General features: G+C 69.0%; 17 protein-coding genes and 1 pseudogene. 3 read left to right on the forward strand and 15 right to left on the reverse strand.

The genetic code is table 11. The features are described from left to right. A pseudogene (locus tag MMB92_RS30535) lies at positions 1–105 on the forward strand (IS110 family transposase); the annotation flags it as partial. A 16-nt stretch (positions 106–121) separates the two neighbouring features. On the opposite strand, the gene MMB92_RS30540 reads toward MMB92_RS30535, so the two are convergent. The 5 genes from MMB92_RS30540 to MMB92_RS30560 are packed head-to-tail and all read right to left on the reverse strand — an operon-like array spanning position 122 to position 4,488. Then, positions 122–1,117, reverse strand: a complete 996-nt coding sequence (locus tag MMB92_RS30540) for a biotin-dependent carboxyltransferase family protein (protein WP_277563155.1) — start codon at positions 1,115–1,117, stop codon at positions 122–124. After that, entirely contained in the window at positions 1,107–1,982 is an 876-nt protein-coding gene (locus tag MMB92_RS30545) for an allophanate hydrolase subunit 1 (protein ID WP_060214906.1), read from the reverse strand. The genes MMB92_RS30540 and MMB92_RS30545 overlap by 11 nt, the downstream gene beginning before the upstream one ends. After that, a complete protein-coding gene (locus MMB92_RS30550; RefSeq protein ID WP_060214904.1) occupies positions 1,979–3,436 on the reverse strand; it encodes an acetyl-CoA carboxylase biotin carboxylase subunit in 1,458 nt (485 codons plus the stop codon). Before MMB92_RS30550 ends, MMB92_RS30545 begins: the two co-directional genes overlap by 4 nt. 4 nt (positions 3,437–3,440) lie before the next feature. Beyond that, on the reverse strand, positions 3,441–3,683 hold the full coding sequence (locus MMB92_RS30555) for an acetyl-CoA carboxylase (RefSeq protein ID WP_006483474.1): 243 nt from the start codon (positions 3,681–3,683) through the stop codon (positions 3,441–3,443). Positions 3,684–3,705: 22 nt separating this feature from the next. Continuing rightward, positions 3,706–4,488, reverse strand: a complete 783-nt coding sequence (locus MMB92_RS30560) for a 5-oxoprolinase subunit PxpA (protein WP_006483471.1) — start codon at positions 4,486–4,488, stop codon at positions 3,706–3,708. A gap of 259 nt (positions 4,489–4,747) precedes the next feature. On the opposite strand from MMB92_RS30560, the gene MMB92_RS30565 reads away from it, so the two are divergent. Further along, the gene (locus MMB92_RS30565) at positions 4,748–5,665 is read left to right on the forward strand and encodes a LysR family transcriptional regulator (RefSeq protein WP_006483476.1); all 918 of its coding nucleotides are present in this window, start codon (positions 4,748–4,750) and stop codon (positions 5,663–5,665) included. 79 nt (positions 5,666–5,744) lie between these two features. On the opposite strand, the gene bioB is transcribed toward MMB92_RS30565, so the two are convergent. From bioB to aceK, 9 genes are all read right to left on the reverse strand, one after another. Then, a complete protein-coding gene (gene bioB / locus MMB92_RS30570; protein WP_006483467.1) occupies positions 5,745–6,764 on the reverse strand; it encodes a biotin synthase BioB in 1,020 nt (339 codons plus the stop codon). 41 nt (positions 6,765–6,805) lie between these two features. Beyond that, complete coding sequence (gene bioD / locus MMB92_RS30575; protein ID WP_006483466.1) at positions 6,806–7,525, reverse strand: dethiobiotin synthase; 720 nt, start codon at positions 7,523–7,525, stop codon at positions 6,806–6,808. After that, a complete protein-coding gene (gene bioF, locus MMB92_RS30580) occupies positions 7,522–8,706 on the reverse strand; it encodes an 8-amino-7-oxononanoate synthase (protein WP_034201305.1) in 1,185 nt (394 codons plus the stop codon). Before bioF ends, bioD begins: the two co-directional genes overlap by 4 nt. Beyond that, positions 8,703–10,049 (reverse strand): adenosylmethionine--8-amino-7-oxononanoate transaminase, encoded by a 1,347-nt coding sequence (bioA, locus tag MMB92_RS30585; protein ID WP_012492369.1) that lies wholly within the window; start codon positions 10,047–10,049, stop codon positions 8,703–8,705. Before bioA ends, bioF begins: the two co-directional genes overlap by 4 nt. Before the next feature lie 474 nt (positions 10,050–10,523). Then, a complete protein-coding gene (locus MMB92_RS30590) occupies positions 10,524–11,795 on the reverse strand; it encodes a CocE/NonD family hydrolase (protein ID WP_080331669.1) in 1,272 nt (423 codons plus the stop codon). 106 nt (positions 11,796–11,901) lie between these two features. Further along, positions 11,902–12,336: a YchJ family protein gene (locus MMB92_RS30595; RefSeq protein WP_006495438.1), complete on the reverse strand. Its 435-nt coding sequence runs from the start codon at positions 12,334–12,336 to the stop codon at positions 11,902–11,904. A gap of 38 nt (positions 12,337–12,374) precedes the next feature. Next, positions 12,375–13,052 (reverse strand): SDR family oxidoreductase, encoded by a 678-nt coding sequence (locus MMB92_RS30600; protein WP_006495437.1) that lies wholly within the window; start codon positions 13,050–13,052, stop codon positions 12,375–12,377. A 111-nt stretch (positions 13,053–13,163) separates the two neighbouring features. After that, positions 13,164–13,931 carry a carbonate dehydratase gene (gene can, locus MMB92_RS30605; protein WP_034201307.1) on the reverse strand — a complete coding sequence of 256 codons (768 nt, stop codon included), beginning with the start codon at positions 13,929–13,931 and terminating at the stop codon, positions 13,164–13,166. 56 nt (positions 13,932–13,987) lie between these two features. Next, positions 13,988–15,805, reverse strand: coding sequence for a bifunctional isocitrate dehydrogenase kinase/phosphatase (gene aceK, locus MMB92_RS30610; RefSeq protein WP_059721702.1), 1,818 nt, complete (start codon positions 15,803–15,805; stop codon positions 13,988–13,990). A gap of 304 nt (positions 15,806–16,109) precedes the next feature. On the opposite strand from aceK, the gene MMB92_RS30615 reads away from it, so the two are divergent. Continuing rightward, positions 16,110–17,189: an MBL fold metallo-hydrolase gene (locus MMB92_RS30615; protein WP_006483650.1), complete on the forward strand. Its 1,080-nt coding sequence runs from the start codon at positions 16,110–16,112 to the stop codon at positions 17,187–17,189. 16 nt (positions 17,190–17,205) lie between these two features. Here the strand turns inward: MMB92_RS30615 and MMB92_RS30620 are convergent, their stop codons facing one another. Continuing rightward, complete coding sequence (locus tag MMB92_RS30620; RefSeq protein ID WP_125332963.1) at positions 17,206–18,849, reverse strand: ABC-F family ATP-binding cassette domain-containing protein; 1,644 nt, start codon at positions 18,847–18,849, stop codon at positions 17,206–17,208. Between the last annotated feature and the right edge of the window lie 39 nt (positions 18,850–18,888).

Here is an 18,888-nt window from a genome sequence, read left to right on the forward strand (position 1 = left end):
CTGTCCAAGGTCGCGCTGGTTGCCTGCATGCGCAAGCTCCTAACCATGCTCAATGCCATGGTCAAAACCAACACGCCTTGGGACGATTCACTTCATCGGGCTTGACTCGGAAGACGGTTACTCAGTCCTTCAGTACGGCGCGCAGCAGCGCGAGGCGCCGCTGATACTCGCGGCGCGCGGCGAGCGCGTCGGCCATCGTCACGCGCACGAAGCGCGCGCGATGGTTCGGCTGCATCTGGCCGATCAGGTCCATGTCGGCGCTGATGACCGTGCCGATCGTCGCGTAGCCGCCGCCCGACACCGCATCGCGATGCAGGATGATCGGCTCGACCCCGGCCGGCACCTGGATCGAGCCGATCGGATAGCACGCGTCCACGATGTTCGACGGATCGGCCCCGGCGCCGAACGGCTGCTCGCGCGGCCGGAACTGCAGCGGCCGGCCGTTCTTGTAGCGGTAGCCGATGCGGTCCGCCTCGGGCGCGACCGTCCATTCGTCATCGAAGAACCTGTGCGCCGACGCGTCGGTGAGCCGGTAGTGGTACAGCCCCGGCAGCACGCGCAGTTCGACCTGGCTGTCCAGCGGCCGGCTGACCGATGCCGGCAGCTCGCGCCCTTCGCGAAGCGTGCCGCGCGCCGCGCCGATCGGCAAACGGTCGCCTTTCTGCAGGCGCCGGCCCGCGTGGCCGCCGATCGCGCCGAGCGTGTAGGTCGAGCGGCTGCCGAGCACGACCGGCACGTCGATGCCACCCGCGACGGCCAGGTACGCGCGGGCGCCGCCCTTCACGTAGGCGAACGACAGCACGCTGCCCGCGCGAATCCACAGCGCGACGTTGCAGCGCTGCCCGACGCCATCGATCTTCGGGGTCATCTCGGCGCCCGTGACGGCGACCAGCGCGTCCGCATGGAACAGCAGCTCCGGGCCGAGCAGCGTGCATTCGAGCACGGCCGCCTGTTCCGGATTGCCGACCAGCAGGTTCGCCGCGCGCGACGCGTACTGGTCGAGCGAGCCCGACGGCGGGATGCCGACGTGGTAGTAGCCTTGCCGGCCCGTATCCTGGACCGACGTCGCGAGGCCGGGTTTCACGACCTCGATCAGGTTGTGCGCGTCAGCGGGCATGCAGCACCTCGACGAGAGAACGGTTGACCGCATCGGGATCGCGCCGGAACGCGTCGAGCGAGAATTTCACGGGGCGCACGCGCAGCGAGAAGGTACCCGCTTCGACGGCCGCCACCGCGGCGTCATAGGCGTCGCGACCGATCGGCTGGAACTTCACGATGTCGCCGGGCCGGAAGAACACCATGAAATCGCGCAGGTAGTCGAGCCGCTGCGCGGGATCGAAGATCGGCGCCGGCGTCACGCCGAACATCTGGTAGCCGCCCGCGCCGCGCACCGAGTAGATGCAGCCGAAGCAGCCGCCGTGGCCGACCGTCAGCTTCGGCGTGTCGGTGCGCGGCCGCAGGTATTTCGGTACTTCGAGCTGGCGTGCGCGCTCGACCATCTGGTACATGAACGGCAGGCCCGCGACGAAGCCGACCATCGACACGAACCACGGCGAGCCCGAGTGCGCGGCGATGAAGTCGTCGACGTCGCGCTTGCCGTTGATCCGCGCCGCATATTCGAGGTCGGTCGACGACGGGTCCTGGTGACGCTCGCGAAACCGCATCAGCGTCTCGTGCGTCCACGGGTCGTTGTACAGCACCGGCACCTCGACGATGCGGGTATCGAGTTCGAGCGGCGCGTCGCCGACCTCGGCCTCGATCGCCTTGAGCAGCGCGACGAGCGTGTCGGGCTCGATCACGTCCGGGTCGTAGCGCACCTGGTAGGACGCGTTCGCCGGACAGATCTCGGTGATGCCCGGCACCGCGCGCCGCTGCAGTTCGCGCGTGATCGCCGTGCCCTTGAAGAAGGCGTCGAGCGACATCGCCTCGCTGATCTCGACGAACACGAATTCGTCGCCGCCGAACGTATAACGGGTCGTCACAGGGCCTCCCCGACGCGCGCGGCGTCCGCGGTTTCGTGCTGCCGGGCGGCGGCCGTCGCGGCCTCGCGCCATGACGGCATCCACGCTTCGAGAAAATTCGTGTGATAGCGGCCCGCGCGCACGTCGTCGTCCGCGAGCAGCGCGACGTGCAGCGGCGCGGTGGTCTTCAGGCCGCCGACCTGCAGCTCGCCGAGCGCGCGAGACAGACGCCGCAATGCGGCCGCGCGGCTCTCGTCGTGCACGATCAGCTTCGCGAGCAGCGAATCGTAGAACGGCGGCACGACGTAGCCCGGGTAGAGCAGCGAATCGACGCGCACGCCGGGGCCGGTCGGCCACACCAGTGCGTCGATCCGGCCCGGATTCGGGCGGAAATCCTGCAGCGGATCTTCCGCGTTGATCCGGCATTCGAGCGCGGCGCCGCGCATCGCGATGTCGGCTTGCGCGAACCGCAGCGGCTCGCCGTCGGCGATGCGCAGCGTTTCGCGCACGAGATCGATGCCGGTGATCGCCTCGGTCACCGGATGCTCGACCTGGATGCGCGTGTTCATCTCGATGAAGTAGAACTCGCCGCGCGCATCGTCGAACAGGTATTCGAGCGTGCCCGCGCTGCGGTAGCCGACCTCGCGCGCGAGGCGCGTGGCCGACGCGCACAGCGCGTCGCGCTGCGCCGGCGTGAGCGACGGCGACGGCGCTTCCTCGAGGATCTTCTGGCGGCGCCGCTGCAGCGAGCATTCGCGCTCGAACAGGTGGACGACGTCGCGGCCGTCGCCGAGCACCTGCACCTCGATGTGCCGCGCTCGCGCGATGAAGCGTTCGAGATAGACGCCGCCGTCGCCGAACGCGGCCTGCGCCTCGCGCTGCGCGAGCGGCAGTTCGGCGTCGAGCTGCGCGGCGTCGTGCGCGACGCGGATGCCGCGCCCGCCGCCGCCCGCGGCCGCCTTGATCATGATCGGGTAGCCGATGCGCGCGGCGACTTCCCGCGCCTCGTCGAGCGACTGCACGACACCGTCGCTGCCGGGCACGGTCGGCACATTGGCACGCCGCGCGGTTTCGCGGGCGCGGGCCTTGTCGCCCATCGTCGCGATCACCTGCGCGGCCGGGCCGACGAAGATCAGCCCGGCCGCCTCGACCTGCGCGGCGAACGCCGCGTTCTCGGACAGGAAGCCGTAGCCCGGATGGATCGCGTCCGCGCCGCATTGCCGCGCGGCGTCGAGGATCGCGGCCGGATTCAGATAGCTCTTCGCCGCATGCGACGACCCGATGTGGATCGCTTCGTCGGCCATGCGCGCGGCGAGGCTGTCGCGGTCCGCGTCGCTGACCACGGCGACCGCGCGCATGCCGAGCTCGCGTGCCGCGCGGATCACGCGCACTGCGATTTCGCCGCGGTTCGCGACCAGCACGGTCTTGATCCGCGACGGTCGATAGAAGGTGTCGGGGGCGTTTGCCGGCTTCATCGCATCACCCCTCGATCCGCATCAGCACCTGGCCGGCGTCGACCGGCTCGCCATCGTCGACGAGCAGCTCGACGACGCGGCCCGCCGCATCGGCTTCGATCTCGGTGAACTGCTTCATCACTTCGACGAGGCCGACCACCGCGCCGGCCGCGACCGTCGCATTCACCGCGACGTAGTAGTCCGCCTCGGGTGACGGGCGTCGGTAGAACGTGCCCGGCAGCGGGCTGACGATGTCGTGCAATGCCATCTTGCGTCTCCTTGAATCGGGTTCAGTGATGAGCGGCGAGCGGTTGCGGGCCGGCGGTCCGGATGCCTTCGCGGACCAGCGCGTCGCGCGTTTCGCGCACGAGTTCGAGCGCGCCGGGCGTGTCGCTGTGGATGCAGACCGAATCGAAATCGATGTCGATGTCGTCGCCGTCGATCGTGCGCACCTTGCCGTCGATGCACGCACGCAGCACCTTGTCGGCCACCTGCTGCGGGTCGAGGCGCCCGACGCGGCGCGTGAACACGATGGAGCCGCTGCGGTCGTAGTCGCGATCGGCGTAGAACTCGCGGATCACCGGCTGTTCGTACTCCCTCGCCACGCGATACGTGACCGACGCTTCCATGCAGTACAGCCACAGGCCGGGATCGACGCGCTGCAGCGTCTCGATCAGCAGCCGCGAGAACGCCTCGTTGGCCGCCGCGTGCATGTAGAGCGCGCCGTGCGGCTTGACGTGCTGCAGGCTCACGCCGTTGAGCCGCGCGAACTCGCGCAGCGCGCCGAGCTGATACAGGATGTCGTGGACGAGCGCCTGCGGCGTTTCGGTGATCGTGCGGCGACCGAAGCCCGCCAGATCGCGAAAGCCCGGATGCGCGCCGATCCCGACGCCGGCGTCGCGCGCGAGCTGCACCGTGCGCGCCATGATGTTCGGGTCGCCGGCATGAAAACCGGTGGCGATGTTCGCCGAGCTGATGAGCGGCATGATCTGCTCGTCGACGCCGTCGCCGATCGTCCACGGGCCGAAGCCTTCGCCCATGTCCGAATTCAGGTCGACACTGTGCTTCCTCATACGGTTCGTTCCTCCAGGTTCTCCGGTTTCGCGTGCGCCGCAGCGCGTGTCGACACCGTGTTGAACGCAGGTTAGCCGTGCCGGGTGCGTCAAAATAGTTCTATTTTTATATGCGAGCGTATCGATTTTTCAGATATCGCCGGAAACGGCCGCCCGGCGCCGCGGCAGGCGGATGCGCACGGGTCGGGCGGGCCCGGATTGCCGCTAAACGGACGGTTGATATGATGGTTGCCATGCCCCCATCAGTTTTCCACCGCGCATGGCCCTGACGCTCAGACAGCTCAAGTACTTCGTCGCGACCGCCGAGCTCGGACAGATCTCGCAGGCCGCGATCCAGCTCACCATCTCGCAGTCGGCCGTGACGAGCGCGATCAAGGAACTGGAGGACAGTCTCGGCACGCAGCTGTTCGTGCGCACGTCGGCGGGCGTGACGCTGACCGATACCGGGCGGCGTTTTCTCAATCACGCGTACACGATCCTGTCGTCGGTCGACGAGGCGATGCGGATCCCGAATCTCGAAAGCACGCTGACCGGCACGCTCGCGATCGCCGCGAGCTACACGGTGCTCGGCTACTTCCTGCCGCATCACGTGCTGCGGCTCAATACGCTCTATCCGCGCCTGACGATCCACCTGCACGAGCTGAACCGCGAGTCGATCGAGGAAGGGCTGATCGCGGGCCGCTACGACATGGCCGTGCTGCTCACGTCGAACGTGTCGAATCCGGAGCTCGTGCTGGAGCCGGTGATCCATTCGGTGCGCAGGCTGTGGGTCGGCGCGCATCATCCGCTGCTGCGGCGCGAGAGCGTCACGTTCGCGGAGGTCGCGCACGAGCCGTTCGTGATGCTGACGGTGGACGAGGCCGGGCAGACCGCGCTGCGTTACTGGAACGAGACACCGTACCGGCCGAACGTAATCCTGCGCACCTCGTCGGTCGAGGCGGTGCGCAGCATGGTCGCGAACGGCAGCGGTGTCGCGATCCTGTCCGACATGGTGTATCGCCCGTGGTCGCTCGAAGGGCGGCGCATCGAGACGATCGTGCTGCGCGACCCGGTGCCGCCGATGAGCGTCGGCCTCGCGTGGCGCAAGAACATCGAGCTGAGTCCCGCGATGCACGCGGTGCGCGACTATTTCCGGCACACGTTCATGGAGCCGCGCGCACTGGGCGGCGCGACCTGAGCCGTGCGCGCGGGCGTGAAAAAGCCGGGGCGCGCCCCGGCTTTTTCGTTGACGGGCGCGGCGCGCCGGCCGTTGCCGCTTACGCGTTGTCCGACAGCGCGTCGGCCTGGCTCGCGCGGATGCCGAGGCGCTCGAACAGCGCGCGGTCGCGCTGCGTCTGCGGGTTGCTCGTCGTCAGCAGCTGGTCGCCGTAGAACATCGAGTTCGCACCGGCGAGGAAGCACATCGCCTGCATCGCGTCGTCGAGCTGCTCGCGCCCGGCCGACAGGCGCACGACGGCCTTCGGCATCGTGATGCGCGCGACCGCGATGGTGCGCACGAATTCGAACGGATCGAGCGGCGCGGTGCCTTCGAGCGGCGTGCCTTCGATCGCGACGAGGTTGTTGATCGGCACCGATTCCGGATACGGGTTCAGGTTCGCGAGCTGCGAGATCAGGCCCGCGCGTTCGCGACGCGATTCGCCCATCCCGATGATGCCGCCGCAGCACACGTTGATGCCCGCGTCGCGCACGCGGTCGAGCGTGTCGAGGCGATCCTGGTAGGTGCGCGTCGAGATCACCTGGCCGTAGAACTCCGGCGACGTGTCGAGGTTGTGGTTGTAGTAGTCGAGGCCCGCGTCGGCGAGCTGCCGAGCCTGTTCGTCTTCGAGCATGCCGAGCGTCATGCAGGTCTCGAGGCCGAGCTCCTTCACGCCGCGCACCATCTCGGTCAGCGCCGGCATGTGGCGCTCCTTCGGGTTGCGCCACGCGGCGCCCATGCAGAAGCGGCTCGCGCCGTTCGCCTTCGCCGCGCGCGCGGCGTCGAGCACCGTGTCGACGTCCATCAGCTTCTCGGCCTTCAGGCCCGTGTCGTGATGCGACGACTGCGAGCAGTACCCGCAATCTTCCTCGCAGCCGCCCGTCTTGATCGACAGCAGCGTCGACAGCTGCACCGCGTTCGCGTCGAAGTGCTCGCGATGCACCTGCTGCGCGCGGAACATCAGGTCGTTGAACGGCAGTTCGAACAGCGCGACGACGTCGGCGACGCGCCAGCGCTGCGGCGCCGGTGCAGCCATGGGAATCGCGTCGGATTGCACGGCGACGGTCTGGGCTTGGGTCATTTCGTTTTCCTGTCCTGGGCGGGATTGGGGGATCGGTTGGGTCAAGGCCGCGCGGCGCGCAGCGACTCGACGAGCGCGGCGATGTCGAGCATCGCCGCGGCGGATTCGGGGGCGGCCGGCGTCATGTGCGCGATGCGGCCGACGAGCGGCGCGCGGTGCTCGCGCGCGAGCCAGTCGCGAATCGTCGCGACGTTCTCGTCGGCGAACGACATGGCCGGGTCGACGTGGTTCGCGACCCAGCCCGCGAGCGCGAGCCCGCGCTGGCGAATCGCATCGGCCGTCAGCAGCGCGTGGCTGATGCAGCCGAGCCGGATGCCGACGACGAGCACGACGGGCAGGCCGAGCGCGACCGCGAGATCGGCGGTGTCCTGCGTGTCGTTCAGCGGCACGCGAAAGCCGCCGACGCCTTCGACGACGACGACGTCCGCGCGCGTCAGCGCTTCGCGATGGCACGCGACGATCGTGTCGAGATCGAGCGTCACGCCTTCCTGCGCGGCGACGATGTGCGGCGCGGCCGGCGCTTTCAGCAGGAACGGCGTGCGCAGCTCGGGCGGCAGCACGACGTTCGCGGCGGCGTCGAGCTGATCGGCATCCTCGTTGCGCCAGACGCCGTCGCGTTGATACGCGCCGGCCGCGACCGGCTTCAGCGCGGCCGCGCGCAGCCCGTGCCGCGCGAAGCCGTGCAGCATCGCGGCCGACACGAAGGTCTTGCCGATTTCGGTATCGGTGCCGGTGACGAACAGCGAGAGCGGGGCGGTCATGCGGCTGCCTCGCTAGCTTCGATCAACGCGGCTTCGAGCCTGGCGAGATCGTCGAACGAATGCGCGGCCGACAGCGACACGCGCAGCCGCGACGTGCCGGCCGGCACCGTCGGCGGCCGGATCGCGGGCACCCACAGGCCGTGTGCGTCGAGCGCGCGCATCGCCGCGAGCGTCGCATCGTTGCTGCCGATCACGAGCGGCTGCACGGCCGTGTGCGAATCGACCGGCTGCCAGCGCGTGTTGCGCAGCAGCGCACGCGTGCGTTCGATCAGCGCGGCGAGGTGCGCGCGGCGCGCGTCGCCTTCGTCGCCCGCGATCACCTTCAGGCTCGCGGAGACCGCATGCGCGACGGCCGGCGGCGCGGCGGTCGTGAAGATGTAGCTGCGCGCGCGCTGGATCAGCCATTCGATCACGGTTTCGTGCGCGATCACGAACGCGCCGGCGACGCCGGCCGCCTTGCCGAGCGTGCCGACGTACACCAGATGCGGCGAACGCAGCGCGGCGGCCGCGAGCGCGCCGCGCCCCTGCGGGCCGAGCACGCCGAAGCCGTGCGCATCGTCGACGACGAGCCACGCGCCGTGGCGCTCGGCCAGCGCGACGAGTTCGGCGAGCGGCGCGACGTCGCCGTCCATGCTGAACACGGTGTCGCTGACGATCAGCTTCGTTTCGGCCTCCGATGCGTCGAGCAGCGCGGCGAGCGCGGCCGTATCGGCGTGCGGATAGACCTGCACGTTCGCGCGCGACAGCCGCATCCCGTCGATCAGCGACGCGTGGTTCAGCGCGTCGGAGAAGATCGTCGCGCCCTTGCCCGCGAGCGCCGTCATCGCGGCGAGGTTCGCCATGTAGCCGGTGCTGAAGTACAGCGCGCGCGGCGCGTCGGAGAAGCCGCCCGCGAAGCCCGCGAGCTCGTCCTCGAGCCGCGCGTGCGCGCGCGAATGGCCGCCGAGCAGGTGCGAGCCGCCGCTGCCGGAGCCGTAGCGCTGCGCGCCTTCCGCGAATGCGGCGACGAGCGCCGGATGCGCGGCGAGGCCGAGGTAGTCGTTGCTCGCGAAGCCGACGATCTCGCGGCCGTTTACGGTCATGCGTGCGTCGCACGCGGTGTCGGCGATACGGCGCACGCGGCGCAGCCCTTGCGCGTCGAGATCGGCGAGGCCGCGTTGCAGGGTGTCGAGCAGGCTCATCGGCCGAGGTCCTCCAGCGTCGCGTCGAGCGTGTCGCGCGTGCGCTGCGCGAGCCACGCGATGTCGTCGTCGCTCATCACGTACGGCGGCATCAGGTACACGGTCGTGCCGATCGGGCGCAGCAGCAGTTCGCGCGCCAGCGCATGTTCGAAGAAGCGCCGCGAGAAACCGCGCGCCGCGTCGCCGTCGAGCGCGACGTCGAACGCGAACAGCGTGCCGCGCTCGCGCAGATGGCGCACCTGAGGATGAGCGTCGAGCGGCGCGAGCGCCGCGCGCAGCGTCGCCGATTTGCCGGCGTTGCGCGCGAGCACGTCGTCGCGCGCGAACAGGTCGAGCGTCGCGACCGCCGCGCGGCACGCGAGCGGGTTGCCGGTGTACGAATGCGAGTGCAGGAAGCCGCGCGTCGTGTCGTCGTCGTAGAACGCCGCGAACACGTCGTCGCGCGTGAGCACCAGCGACAGCGGCAGGTAGCCGCCGCTGATCCCTTTCGACAGGCACATGAAATCGGGCCAGACACCGGCCTGCTCGCACGCGAAGAAGGTGCCGGTGCGTCCGCACCCGACCGCGATCTCGTCGGCGATCAGGTGCACGCCGAATTCGTCGCACAGCGCGCGCAGCCCGCGCACGTACGACGGATCGTGCATCGCCATGCCGGCCGCGCACTGCACGAGCGGCTCGACGATCAGCGCGGCGATCCGGTCGCCGCGTTCGACGAACAGACGCCGCACGTCCGCGAGCGCGCGGCCGGCGACGTCGGCGGCCGTCTCGCCCGGCAGCGCGCCGCGCGCATCGGGCGACGCGACCACGTGCGCGTGGCGGATCAGCGGGTCGTACGCATCCTTGAACAGCGCAACGTCGGTCACGCCGAGCGCGCCGATCGTCTCGCCGTGATAGCTGTTCGCGACGCAGACGAATTCCTGCTTGTTCGCGCGGCCGCGGTTGCGCCACGCGTGGAAGCTCATCTTCAGCGCGATCTCGACGGCCGACGCGCCGTCCGACGCGAAGAACGCATGGCCGAGCGTGCGCCCGGTGAGCGCGTGCAGCCGTTCGGCGAGCTCGATCGCGGGCGCGTGCGTGCAGCCGGCGAGCATCGCATGCTCGAGCGTGTCGAGCTGGTCCTTCAGCGCCGCGTTGATGTCCGGGTTCGCATGGCCGAACAGGTTGACCCACCACGAGCTGATCGCGTCGAAGTAGCGGCGGCCGTCACGGTCGTACAGCCACACGCCCGCGCCGCGCGCGACGGGGACGAGCGGCAGGCGCTCGTGATGCTTCATCTGGGTGCAGGGGTGCCAGACCGCGCGCAGGCTGCGCGCGACCCAGTCGTCGGTGGCTGGCGTACTCAAGGCGACTCCGGGGGTAAAACGACCGCGCGGCATCGACGGGATGCCGCGCGGCGGGATACGAAACGCGCTGAGATTAGCGTGTTCCGCCGGACGTTGCACTAGCGGTTACAAGTGCCGCAAAGCCTTGTCGGGCGGGAGTTCGGCGCAGTTCGCGGGGGCTCGGAACGGAACGCGACGGATCGGGCGAAATGCGCGCAGATGACGACGTTCGAGTGACACCCCCCGACAGAAAAAAATCGCGGGGCGGCGCGCGGTGCGCGGGCGAAAAATCGGGGATCGAAGCGCAATACGGGCGTGCGGGGCGATGTCGCGACCGACAGGCGGCGGCACAGCGGTGGGGGCGCACCGGAACGCAATCGGGCAGCCGGAACGGCAGGCGGCGCCGCGCGACGGACACGCGCTCAGGAGAAAAGAAAAGGAAGCGGGGAAAAGACGAAAAACGCGCGCGGCGTACGATCCGCCGCGCGTCGGACGTCAGCGCGAAGCCAGTGCGCGCGTATCGGTGTCGCGGGCGGGGGCGTCGCCGTTGTCGGCCGTCTGCGTCGCGTTGTCGTTCCACACGACACGGTCGTTGACCGCATACAACCGGCATGCGCCCGCGCCTTGCTTCGCGCAGTTGTCGAGCGCGAGCGCCATCGGATCGTCGCCGCCTTCGGCCCACGACCACGCGCCTTCCAACGACACCGCGAACGCGCGGCTCGGATGCTGGTTCAGGAAGCGGCGATAGCCTTCGCGGCCGGCTTCGTCGACGTACGGCACCGCGTTGACCGCATCGATCGACGCATAGCCGGTGGCCTTCGGCTCGTGCGGGTTCGCGACCGCATAGCGCACCGCGGTCGGCAGGTTCAGTTCGGCGAGGAATGCGTGCACGGCCGGCCACCACACGGGCACGCCGTCGCGATCGACGATCAGCCGGTGCGCGTCGTCCTTGTAGCGGCCGAAATCGATGAACTGCGCTTGCGTGCCATGCGACACGTACGCATCGTGCATCTGCGCGACGAGCGCGGGCGTCCACACCGAATCGTTGTCGCCGTACAGCCACAGCGACCGCACGGCCGTATGCGCGCCGTACTGGTCGAACGCGTCGACGAGGTTGCGCTGCCAGCCGTCGCACAGGTCCTGGCGCAGCCCGCCGGAGAAGTTGATGATGCCGCGCACGCCCGCCGCGGCTTCGGTGCCGTAGGCGACCGACACGAGGCCGCCGTGCGACGTGCCGGCGACGACGATGCGCGACGCATCGACGTACGGCTGGCGCGACATGTAGCGCACCGTCGCGTCGACGTCGGCGGCCTGCGCGAGGCCGTTCTTGCCGACGTTGCAGCCTTCCTGCTGGTACGTGCCGCCCGAACCGGCGAAGCCCTGGCGATTCGGCGCGATCACCGCATAGCCGCGGCGCACGAATTCGCGCGCGAACGCGAGCGGCCGGCTGCGCGGCTGCAGATGGAGATCGCCGGTGTTTTTACCGTGGTTGAAGACGACGAGCGGGAACGGGCCGGGGCCGTTCGGCTTGAACAGCGTGGCCTCGAGCGTGACGGCGCCCGACGCGTCGGCCGGAATGCGGAGGATCTGCTCGTTGAGGTCGGCGGCAACCTGCGGCAGGTTCGCGTCGGCGTAGTCGAAGTGCTCGGCATGGGCGAGCGAGCCGCTGGTGCCCGCACCCGTATTGGCGCTCGGCAGCGTACCGGCCTGAGCGGCCGACAGCGCACAGGCCGCCATCCATCCCACCAATACCTTGCTGAACGCCATCCGTAAGCCCTGCCATGCAACATGACCAATTCGAGGTCATCGTAGCCCGACAAAATCGGGTTGTGCAATGCGGGAATAACCCGGCGTCTGACACAGCAACTATTTGTCAGCGTTCACTTACTTCGCCGTCGACATAGCGCCAGAAACCGTGCTCGTCGCGCTCGAAACGGCTCGTCTCGTGCAGCCGGTAGGCGCGTCCTCCGACCTTGTAGCGGGCCACGAATTCGACCTCCGCGTGCCGGTCGTCGAGCGGCGCGTGGCGTTTGACCGCGAGGCCCAGCCAGCGCGGCGCGTCCGGCGCGCTGGGGTCGGTGTCGAGATCGGGCGGGCAGGTGCGCGCGGCCCACGTCGCGCGCAGGTAATCGGTCGCGCCGAGCACGTACGCGCTGTACCGCGAACGCATCAATTCGAGTGCGGTCGGCGCGGCCTCGCCGCCGTCGATGAAGCGGCCGCAGCAGGCCGCATAGCGCGGCGCCGACGTCCTGGCGGGCGCGGGGGACGCGCCGCCGCACGGGCACGCGTCAGGTCGGTTCAAAATCATGCGAAATGTGAATTAACAACGCTGGGTTGTCGGCGCACTCACCAACTGAGCTCGATGCCGTCGTACTGGAAGAACCGGCCGTTCGCCTGGGACACGTCCGAACCGGATTCGGCGATGACGCGACGCATGCCGGTCACGCTCGTTTCCGGATCGATCGCGGCCTGCGCGCCGCCCATGTCGGTGCGTACCCAGCCGGGATGCAGCGAAATGCACGCGGCATGGCGCGTCTGCAGCGACGCGATGCGCAGCGCGTCGTTCAGCGCGGCCTTGCTCGCGCGGTACAGCCAGCCGGTCGTGCCGGTCGCCTCGGCGATGCTGCCCATCCGGCTCGATACGACCGCCAGCACGCCGCGCGCATCCTCGACGAGCGGCAGCAGGATCGGCAGCAACTGCATCGGCCCGCGCACGTTCGTATGCATCACCGCGTCGAAATCCTCGGCGGTGATCGTCTCGACGCCTTCGGTGCGCGGCCCGTACACGCCCGACACGAGCACGGCCGCGTCGAGCCGCTCGCCGTCGAGCTTCCAGCCGAGCGCCGCGATCTGCTCGGGCTGCGCGATGTCGAGCGCATGCGCTTGGGCGCCGAGCGCGCGCAGCGCGTCGAGCGACGCGGCGTCGCGCGCGGTGGCGATCACGTTCCAGCCGTCGCGCCGGTATTGCCGGACGAATTCGCGGCCGAGGCCGCGCGATGCACCGACGATCAATACGGTTTTCATGCTCGTCGCTCCTTGGGTTGGCGCCGCCGCGGCAGTGCCGGTGTCAGATCCGTTCGATGCGTGCCGCGCCCGCGCGGCAGTCGCCGCCGGGCGGCCGGCGCGCACCTCACGTTACTGCGCGTCGTCGCACGGCTTCAGCGTGGCGGCGACCGCCTGCGCGACGCCGTCGAGCCGTGCGGCGTCCGCCGCGACCATGTCGTTGTCCGGCGCGTGCTGGCCGCGCGCGGTCAGCGCCGCCACGCAGCGCTTGTAGGTTGCGTCGAGCGCATCGAAGCTCGACACGGACATCCCGAGATTGCGCATCCGGCCGTCGTGCACGCCGTACACGAGCCCGTGCACGGTCAGCGACTGGCCGCGCGCCCACGCGTCGTTGACGATCGTCGTGCGGCACACGTTGACGACCTGTTCGATCGAATTCAGCTCGATCAGGCGGCGATAGCGCGCTTCGCCGACCGGCCATTCGTCGAGCAGCGCCGCGTGGCGCTCGCGCACGTCCTGCACGTGATGCAGCCAGTTGTCCGCGAGGCCGACGCGGCGGTTGTGCAGCGCCGCGTTCACGCCCGAGCAGCCGTAGTGGCCGACGACCATGATGTGCTTCACGCGCAGGATGTCGACCGCGAACTGGATCACCGACAGGCAGTTCAGGTCGCTGTGCACGACGACGTTCGCGATGTTGCGGTGCACGAACACTTCGCCCGGCGGGAGGCCGATGATCTGGTTTGCCGGCACGCGCGAATCCGAGCAGCCGATCCACAGATATTCCGGCGCCTGCTGGTCGGCGAGCCGGGCGAAGAAATCGGGATCGTCGGCGAGCTGGCGCTTGACCCACGCGTCGTTGTTGTCGAACAGATGTGAAAGCGGATTGTCTTGGTTAGTCATCGGGGTGGCTTCCGTTGGCGGAAATCGGGTCGATATCGGATTCGGTGTTGCCGGCGTCAGGCGGCGCGCTGCGCATCGCCTTCGCCGTCGTTGCGGCCCGTCGCGCCGAAGCGCGCGGGGTAGCGCACGCAAAAGCGCAGGGTCGCGTCGTACGGATAAAAATCGGGCAATTCGCCCTGCATCAGCTTGTCCTTGCTCGCCTGCCACAGCGCGGGATCGAAAAAGTCCGCGTGATGCTTCATGAAGACGCTGCGCACGCGCGGGTCGCCGAGCAGGAACGGCCCGTAGGTCTCCGGAAAGATATCGTGCGGGCCGACGGTATACCACGGTTCGCCGGACAGCTCGTCTTCCTCGTTGCGCGGCGGCGGCACGCGCCGCACGTTGCAGTCGGTCAGGTATTCGATCTCGTCGTAGTCGTAGAACACGACGCGGCCGTGGCGCGTGACGCCGAAGTTCTTGTACAGCATGTCGCCGGGGAAGATGTTGGCCTTCATCAGCTCCTTCACCGCGTTGCCGTATTCCTTCACGCCGTGCTCGACGTCCGCGTCGCTGCCGTTCTGCAGGTACAGGTTGAGCGGCGTCATCCGGCGCTCGATGTACAGGTGCTTGATCACCAGCTTGTCGTCCTCGTATTCGAGCAGCGACGGCACTTCCTTCTCGAGTTCGCGCACGAGCGCGTGATCGAGCCGCGCGAGCGGCAGCGCGACGCTCGAATACTCGAGCGTGTCAGCCATCCGCCCGAGGCGGTCGTGGCGCTTCACCAGCTGGTACTTCTCCATGATCTGCGCGCGTGTCGTTTCCTTCGGCGGCGGGAAGTGATCCTTGATGATCTTGAACACGTACGGGAACGACGGCAGCGTGAACACGAGCATCACGAGGCCCTTGATCCCGGGCGCGATGATGAAGCGGTCGCTCGAATGCGACAGGTGGTGCAGCAGGTCGCGGTAGAACAGGTTCTTGCCCTGCTTCTGCAACCCGACCGACGTGTAGATCTCGGCCTTCGGCTTGCCCGGCATGATCGTGCAGAGGAACTCGACGTACGCGGACGGCACGCCCATGTCCACGAGGAAGTACGAATGCGAGAAGCTGAAGATGATCTGCAGCAGGTCGCGGCGCAGCAGCACGGTGTCGAGCGCGAGCAGGCCCGGGCGCACGTGGCGGATCGGCACCGCGAACGGCAGCACGCGGTCGGCGTTGATGATGCGGCCGATGATGTACGCGCTCTTGTTGCGGAAGAACAGCGACGACAGCACGTGGATCTGGAAATTCGGCGCTGCGTCGAAGTGGCCGAATTCGTCGTCGATCGCCTGCATCACGCAGTCGATGTCGCGCGTGAGATCCTCGAACGCCGGCTCGAGCTGGAAGTTCGTGACGATGCGCTCGAGCGTGACCGCGAGCCCGTCGGTGCCCGGATAGTACGCGCGGTAGGTCGGTTTCGCGGCCGGCTCGTCGTTCTCCAGGTACTCGGTCGAGATCGCCGGGCGCACGAAGATGAAATCGTTGCTGAAATACGAGCGGTGCAGGATCTTGCAGCACACCGAATTGAAGAAGGTCTCCGCGCACTCGGGCTGGCGGTGCGACGTGAGCAGGCCGATGTAGTGCAGCTTGATCTGCTGCCACACTTCGTCGTCGATGTTCTCCGCGTCGTATTCGTCTTCCAGCACCTCCACGCATTCCTTCACGCGATCGTCGTACGACGTGATCCGCTCGCGTGCGAGCCGCTGCAGCCCGTGCCAGTCGCCGCGCTCGAACAGCGTCTTCGCTTCGACGGCCGCTTCGCGGAAGATCCGGTAATGGCGATCGAAGTATTCGAGCATCGTCTGCGCGACGTCGAAACCGATCTGCGACGACAGCAGTTTGGGGAAGTGATTCATTGCGTGCAGGCTCGTTCGGGAGGGGCTGTAAGCACTCGCCATTTTAGCGCCCAAGTCGGCGTTTCAATGACTTTCGGGGCGACGCGCGAATGGCCGTCAATCGGCGTGTTGCTCGCCGTTCGGCGCCGTTCGGTGCATCTTCGCGTAAAGATACGGGTACGGAACCGATTCTGACACGAACTTTTTTTGGCGGGCCGGCGCCCGCCGGGCACGCGTTTTTCGCGACGGCGATAGAATCGACGCACCGCCCGCCGCGCCCGCCGCCGGCGCGCATTCGCACCGATAACGACGAGACACCCCACCGATGAACGCCCTGGAACACCAACTCGACTACCCCTTCGCCGATACGCTGCCCGCCGCGGGCGACACGTTCGAGGTTGCGCCCGGCGTGCGCTGGCTGCGCATGCCGCTGCCGTTCTCGCTCGATCACATCAATCTCTGGCTGCTGCGCGACGAGATCGACGGGCAGGCCGGCTGGACTGTCGTCGATTGCGGGATCTCGTCGGACGCGATCCGCACGCACTGGGAGCAGATCTTCGACACGCAGCTCGACGGCCTGCCCGTGCTGCGCGTGCTCGTCACGCACTGCCACCCCGATCACTTCGGCCTCGCGAACTGGCTGTGCGAAGGCGGCGACCAAGGCCGCTGGAACGTGCGGCTGTGGATGACGCTCGGCGAATATATGTTCGGCTGCCTGATGGCGGCCGGCAACGGTTCGAACGCGGGCGGCGCGGCCGCCGCCGATCACTTCGCGCGCCACGGCCTGACCGATCCGGCCGCGCTCGACAAGCTGCGCAACCGCCGCAGCTACTACTCGGACCTCGTGCCGGCCGTGCCGCCGCGCTACCGGCGCCTGCGCGAAGGCGACGCGGTGACGATCGGCGCGCGGACGTGGCGCGTCGTCACCGGTTTCGGCCATTCGCCTGAACATTGCGCGCTCCACAGCGAAGCGGACGGCGTGCTGATTTCCGGCGACATGGTGCTGCCGCGCATCTCGACGAACGTGTCGGTGTTCGACCTCGAGCCGGAAGCGAACCCGCTCGCGCTGTACCTCGAATCGCTCGGCCGTTACGAGACGATGGCGCCCGACACGCTCGTGCTGCCGTCGCACGGCAAGCCGTTCCGCGGCGTGCGCACGCGCATCGCGCAACTGCGCGAACACCACGATGCGCGCCTGGCCGAAGTGCGCGTCGCGTGCGCGGAGCAGCCGATGAGCGCGGCCGACATCGTGCCGATCATGTTCCGCCGCCGCGAGCTCGACATCCATCAGATGACGTTCGCGCTCGGCGAGGCGCTCGCGCACCTGAACCTGCTGTGGCTTGCGGGCGAACTCGTGCGCGAGCAGGGCGACGACGGCGTGCTGCGGTTCCGCACCGCCGGCTGAGCACGCTGCGTCGCCGTCACGCGACGGGTTCGTAGCGCCACCCGTCGCGCTGCCACTGCATCGTGTGCGTCGGTTCGAGCGCCGCGAGAAACGCGGCGTCGTGCGACGCGACCACGATCGCGCCCGGGAAGCCGGCCAGCGCCGCTTCGATCGCGCGCACCGATTCGAGATCGAGGTGATTGGTCGGCTCGTCGAGCAGCAGCAGTTGCGCCGGCGTGCCGCGCCACAACGCGCACGCGAGCGCGGCCTTCAGCCGTTCGCCGCCGCTCAGTTGCCGCGCCGGCTGCGTCGCCCGCGTCGCGTCGAGCTGCAGCAGCGCGAGACGGCTGCGCAGGTCGCCTTCGGCGAGCGGCGTATCGAGCAGGCCCAACTGGTCGACGATCGAGCGCTCGGCGTCGAGCAGCGCGAGCCGCTGGTCGAGATACGCGGTGCTCACGTGCGTCGTGCAGGTGCCCGAACGCGGCGCCAGCTCGCCCGCGAGCATTCTCAGCAACGTCGACTTGCCGCAGCCGTTCGGGCCCGTCAGCGCGATGCGCACGGGGCCGCTCGCCGACCACGTGATCGCGTCGGCGTCGCCCGCGACGCGCCACGGCAGTTGCGCGCGTTCGAGCGTGAACAGCTGGCGGCGCGCGCTGACCTCGGTGCCCGGCAGCGATACCAGTACCGGCGCGTCGGCTTCGACGCGCGCGGCCGCTTCCTGCACGCGCGCGTCGAGCATCGCCTTGAAGTCGCTCTGATGACGCCGGACGGTCCCCATGATCGCGCGCGCGGCGCCCTTGCGGCTTTGACGCGCCATCGACGACAGGTTGGCCGTCTTCGCGTCGCGCAGCGACGCGGCCGCGTGACGCTGGATCGTGTCGTGTTCCTGTTCGAGCCGGCGCCGTGCGCGCCCGCGCTCGGTGCGCGCATGGTCGAGCGCCGCGTGCGCGGCGTCCTGTTCCGCGTCGCGCTGCGCGCGGTAGCGCGCATAGTTGCCGCCATATGAACGCGCGCCGTGCGGCGTCAGCTCGACGATGCGTTGCACGCCGGCGAGCAGCGCACGGTCGTGGCTGACGATGACGACGCCGCCGCGCCAGCCGTCGAGCGCCGCGCGCAGCCACGCGCGGCCCGGTGCGTCGAGATGGTTGGTCGGTTCGTCGAGCACGAGCAGGCCGGCGCCGGACAGCAGCGCGCCGATCAGCGCGACGCGCGCGAGCTGGCCGCCGCTCAACGCGTGCGCGGGCATGTCGGCGTGGACGTCGTGCAGGCCAGCCGCGTCGAGCGTCGTGCGCAGCCGCTCCGCGAGATCCCAGCGATCGCCGATCAGCTCGAAGTCGTGCGGCGTTGCGCGCCCGTCCGCGAGACGCGCGAGGGCGCCGAGCGGGGCATCGAGCGCGGTGATCTGCGCGACGGTCCGCGGGGTGGCCATTGCGTCGTCGTCGTGCTGCTGCGCGACGTAGACCACCTGCGCATGCCGCTCGATCGTGCCTGCGCTGGGCGCGCGGCGGCCCGCGATCAGTTGCGCGAGCAGGCTCTTGCCGATGCCGTTGCGGCCGACGATGCCGGTCGGCGTGCGATCGATGGACAGGTCGAGCGAATCGAACAGCGTGACGCCGTCGTCGAAGCGGAAGGAAACGTGATGAAGCGCGACGAGCGCGCCGGTGGGCGTGGCTGCAGCCATAAGCACCTCCAAAAATGCGTGAAGACCTTCGCGCGCGGC

Source organism: Burkholderia sp. IO2 (genome assembly GCF_029522185.1).
Lineage (GTDB): Bacteria > Pseudomonadota > Gammaproteobacteria > Burkholderiales > Burkholderiaceae > Burkholderia > Burkholderia cenocepacia.

Bases quoted from the DNA above. Each gene is read 5' to 3' on its own strand.
- MMB92_RS30540 (WP_277563155.1), bottom strand. From the start codon at position 1,117: ATGCCCGCTGACGCGCACAACCTGATCGAGGTCGTGAAACCCGGCCTC.
- MMB92_RS30550 (WP_060214904.1), bottom strand. From the start codon at position 3,436: ATGAAGCCGGCAAACGCCCCCGACACCTTCTATCGACCGTCGCGGATC.
- MMB92_RS30555 (WP_006483474.1), bottom strand. From the start codon at position 3,683: ATGGCATTGCACGACATCGTCAGCCCGCTGCCGGGCACGTTCTACCGA.
- MMB92_RS30560 (WP_006483471.1), bottom strand. From the start codon at position 4,488: ATGAGGAAGCACAGTGTCGACCTGAATTCGGACATGGGCGAAGGCTTC.
- MMB92_RS30565 (WP_006483476.1), top strand. From the start codon at position 4,748: ATGGCCCTGACGCTCAGACAGCTCAAGTACTTCGTCGCGACCGCCGAG.
- bioB (WP_006483467.1), bottom strand. From the start codon at position 6,764: ATGACCCAAGCCCAGACCGTCGCCGTGCAATCCGACGCGATTCCCATG.
- bioD (WP_006483466.1), bottom strand. From the start codon at position 7,525: ATGACCGCCCCGCTCTCGCTGTTCGTCACCGGCACCGATACCGAAATC.
- bioF (WP_034201305.1), bottom strand. From the start codon at position 8,706: ATGAGCCTGCTCGACACCCTGCAACGCGGCCTCGCCGATCTCGACGCG.
- MMB92_RS30590 (WP_080331669.1), bottom strand. From the start codon at position 11,795: ATGGCGTTCAGCAAGGTATTGGTGGGATGGATGGCGGCCTGTGCGCTG.
- MMB92_RS30595 (WP_006495438.1), bottom strand. From the start codon at position 12,336: ATGATTTTGAACCGACCTGACGCGTGCCCGTGCGGCGGCGCGTCCCCC.
- MMB92_RS30600 (WP_006495437.1), bottom strand. From the start codon at position 13,052: ATGAAAACCGTATTGATCGTCGGTGCATCGCGCGGCCTCGGCCGCGAA.
- can (WP_034201307.1), bottom strand. From the start codon at position 13,931: ATGACTAACCAAGACAATCCGCTTTCACATCTGTTCGACAACAACGAC.
- aceK (WP_059721702.1), bottom strand. From the start codon at position 15,805: ATGAATCACTTCCCCAAACTGCTGTCGTCGCAGATCGGTTTCGACGTC.
- MMB92_RS30615 (WP_006483650.1), top strand. From the start codon at position 16,110: ATGAACGCCCTGGAACACCAACTCGACTACCCCTTCGCCGATACGCTG.
- MMB92_RS30620 (WP_125332963.1), bottom strand. From the start codon at position 18,849: ATGGCTGCAGCCACGCCCACCGGCGCGCTCGTCGCGCTTCATCACGTT.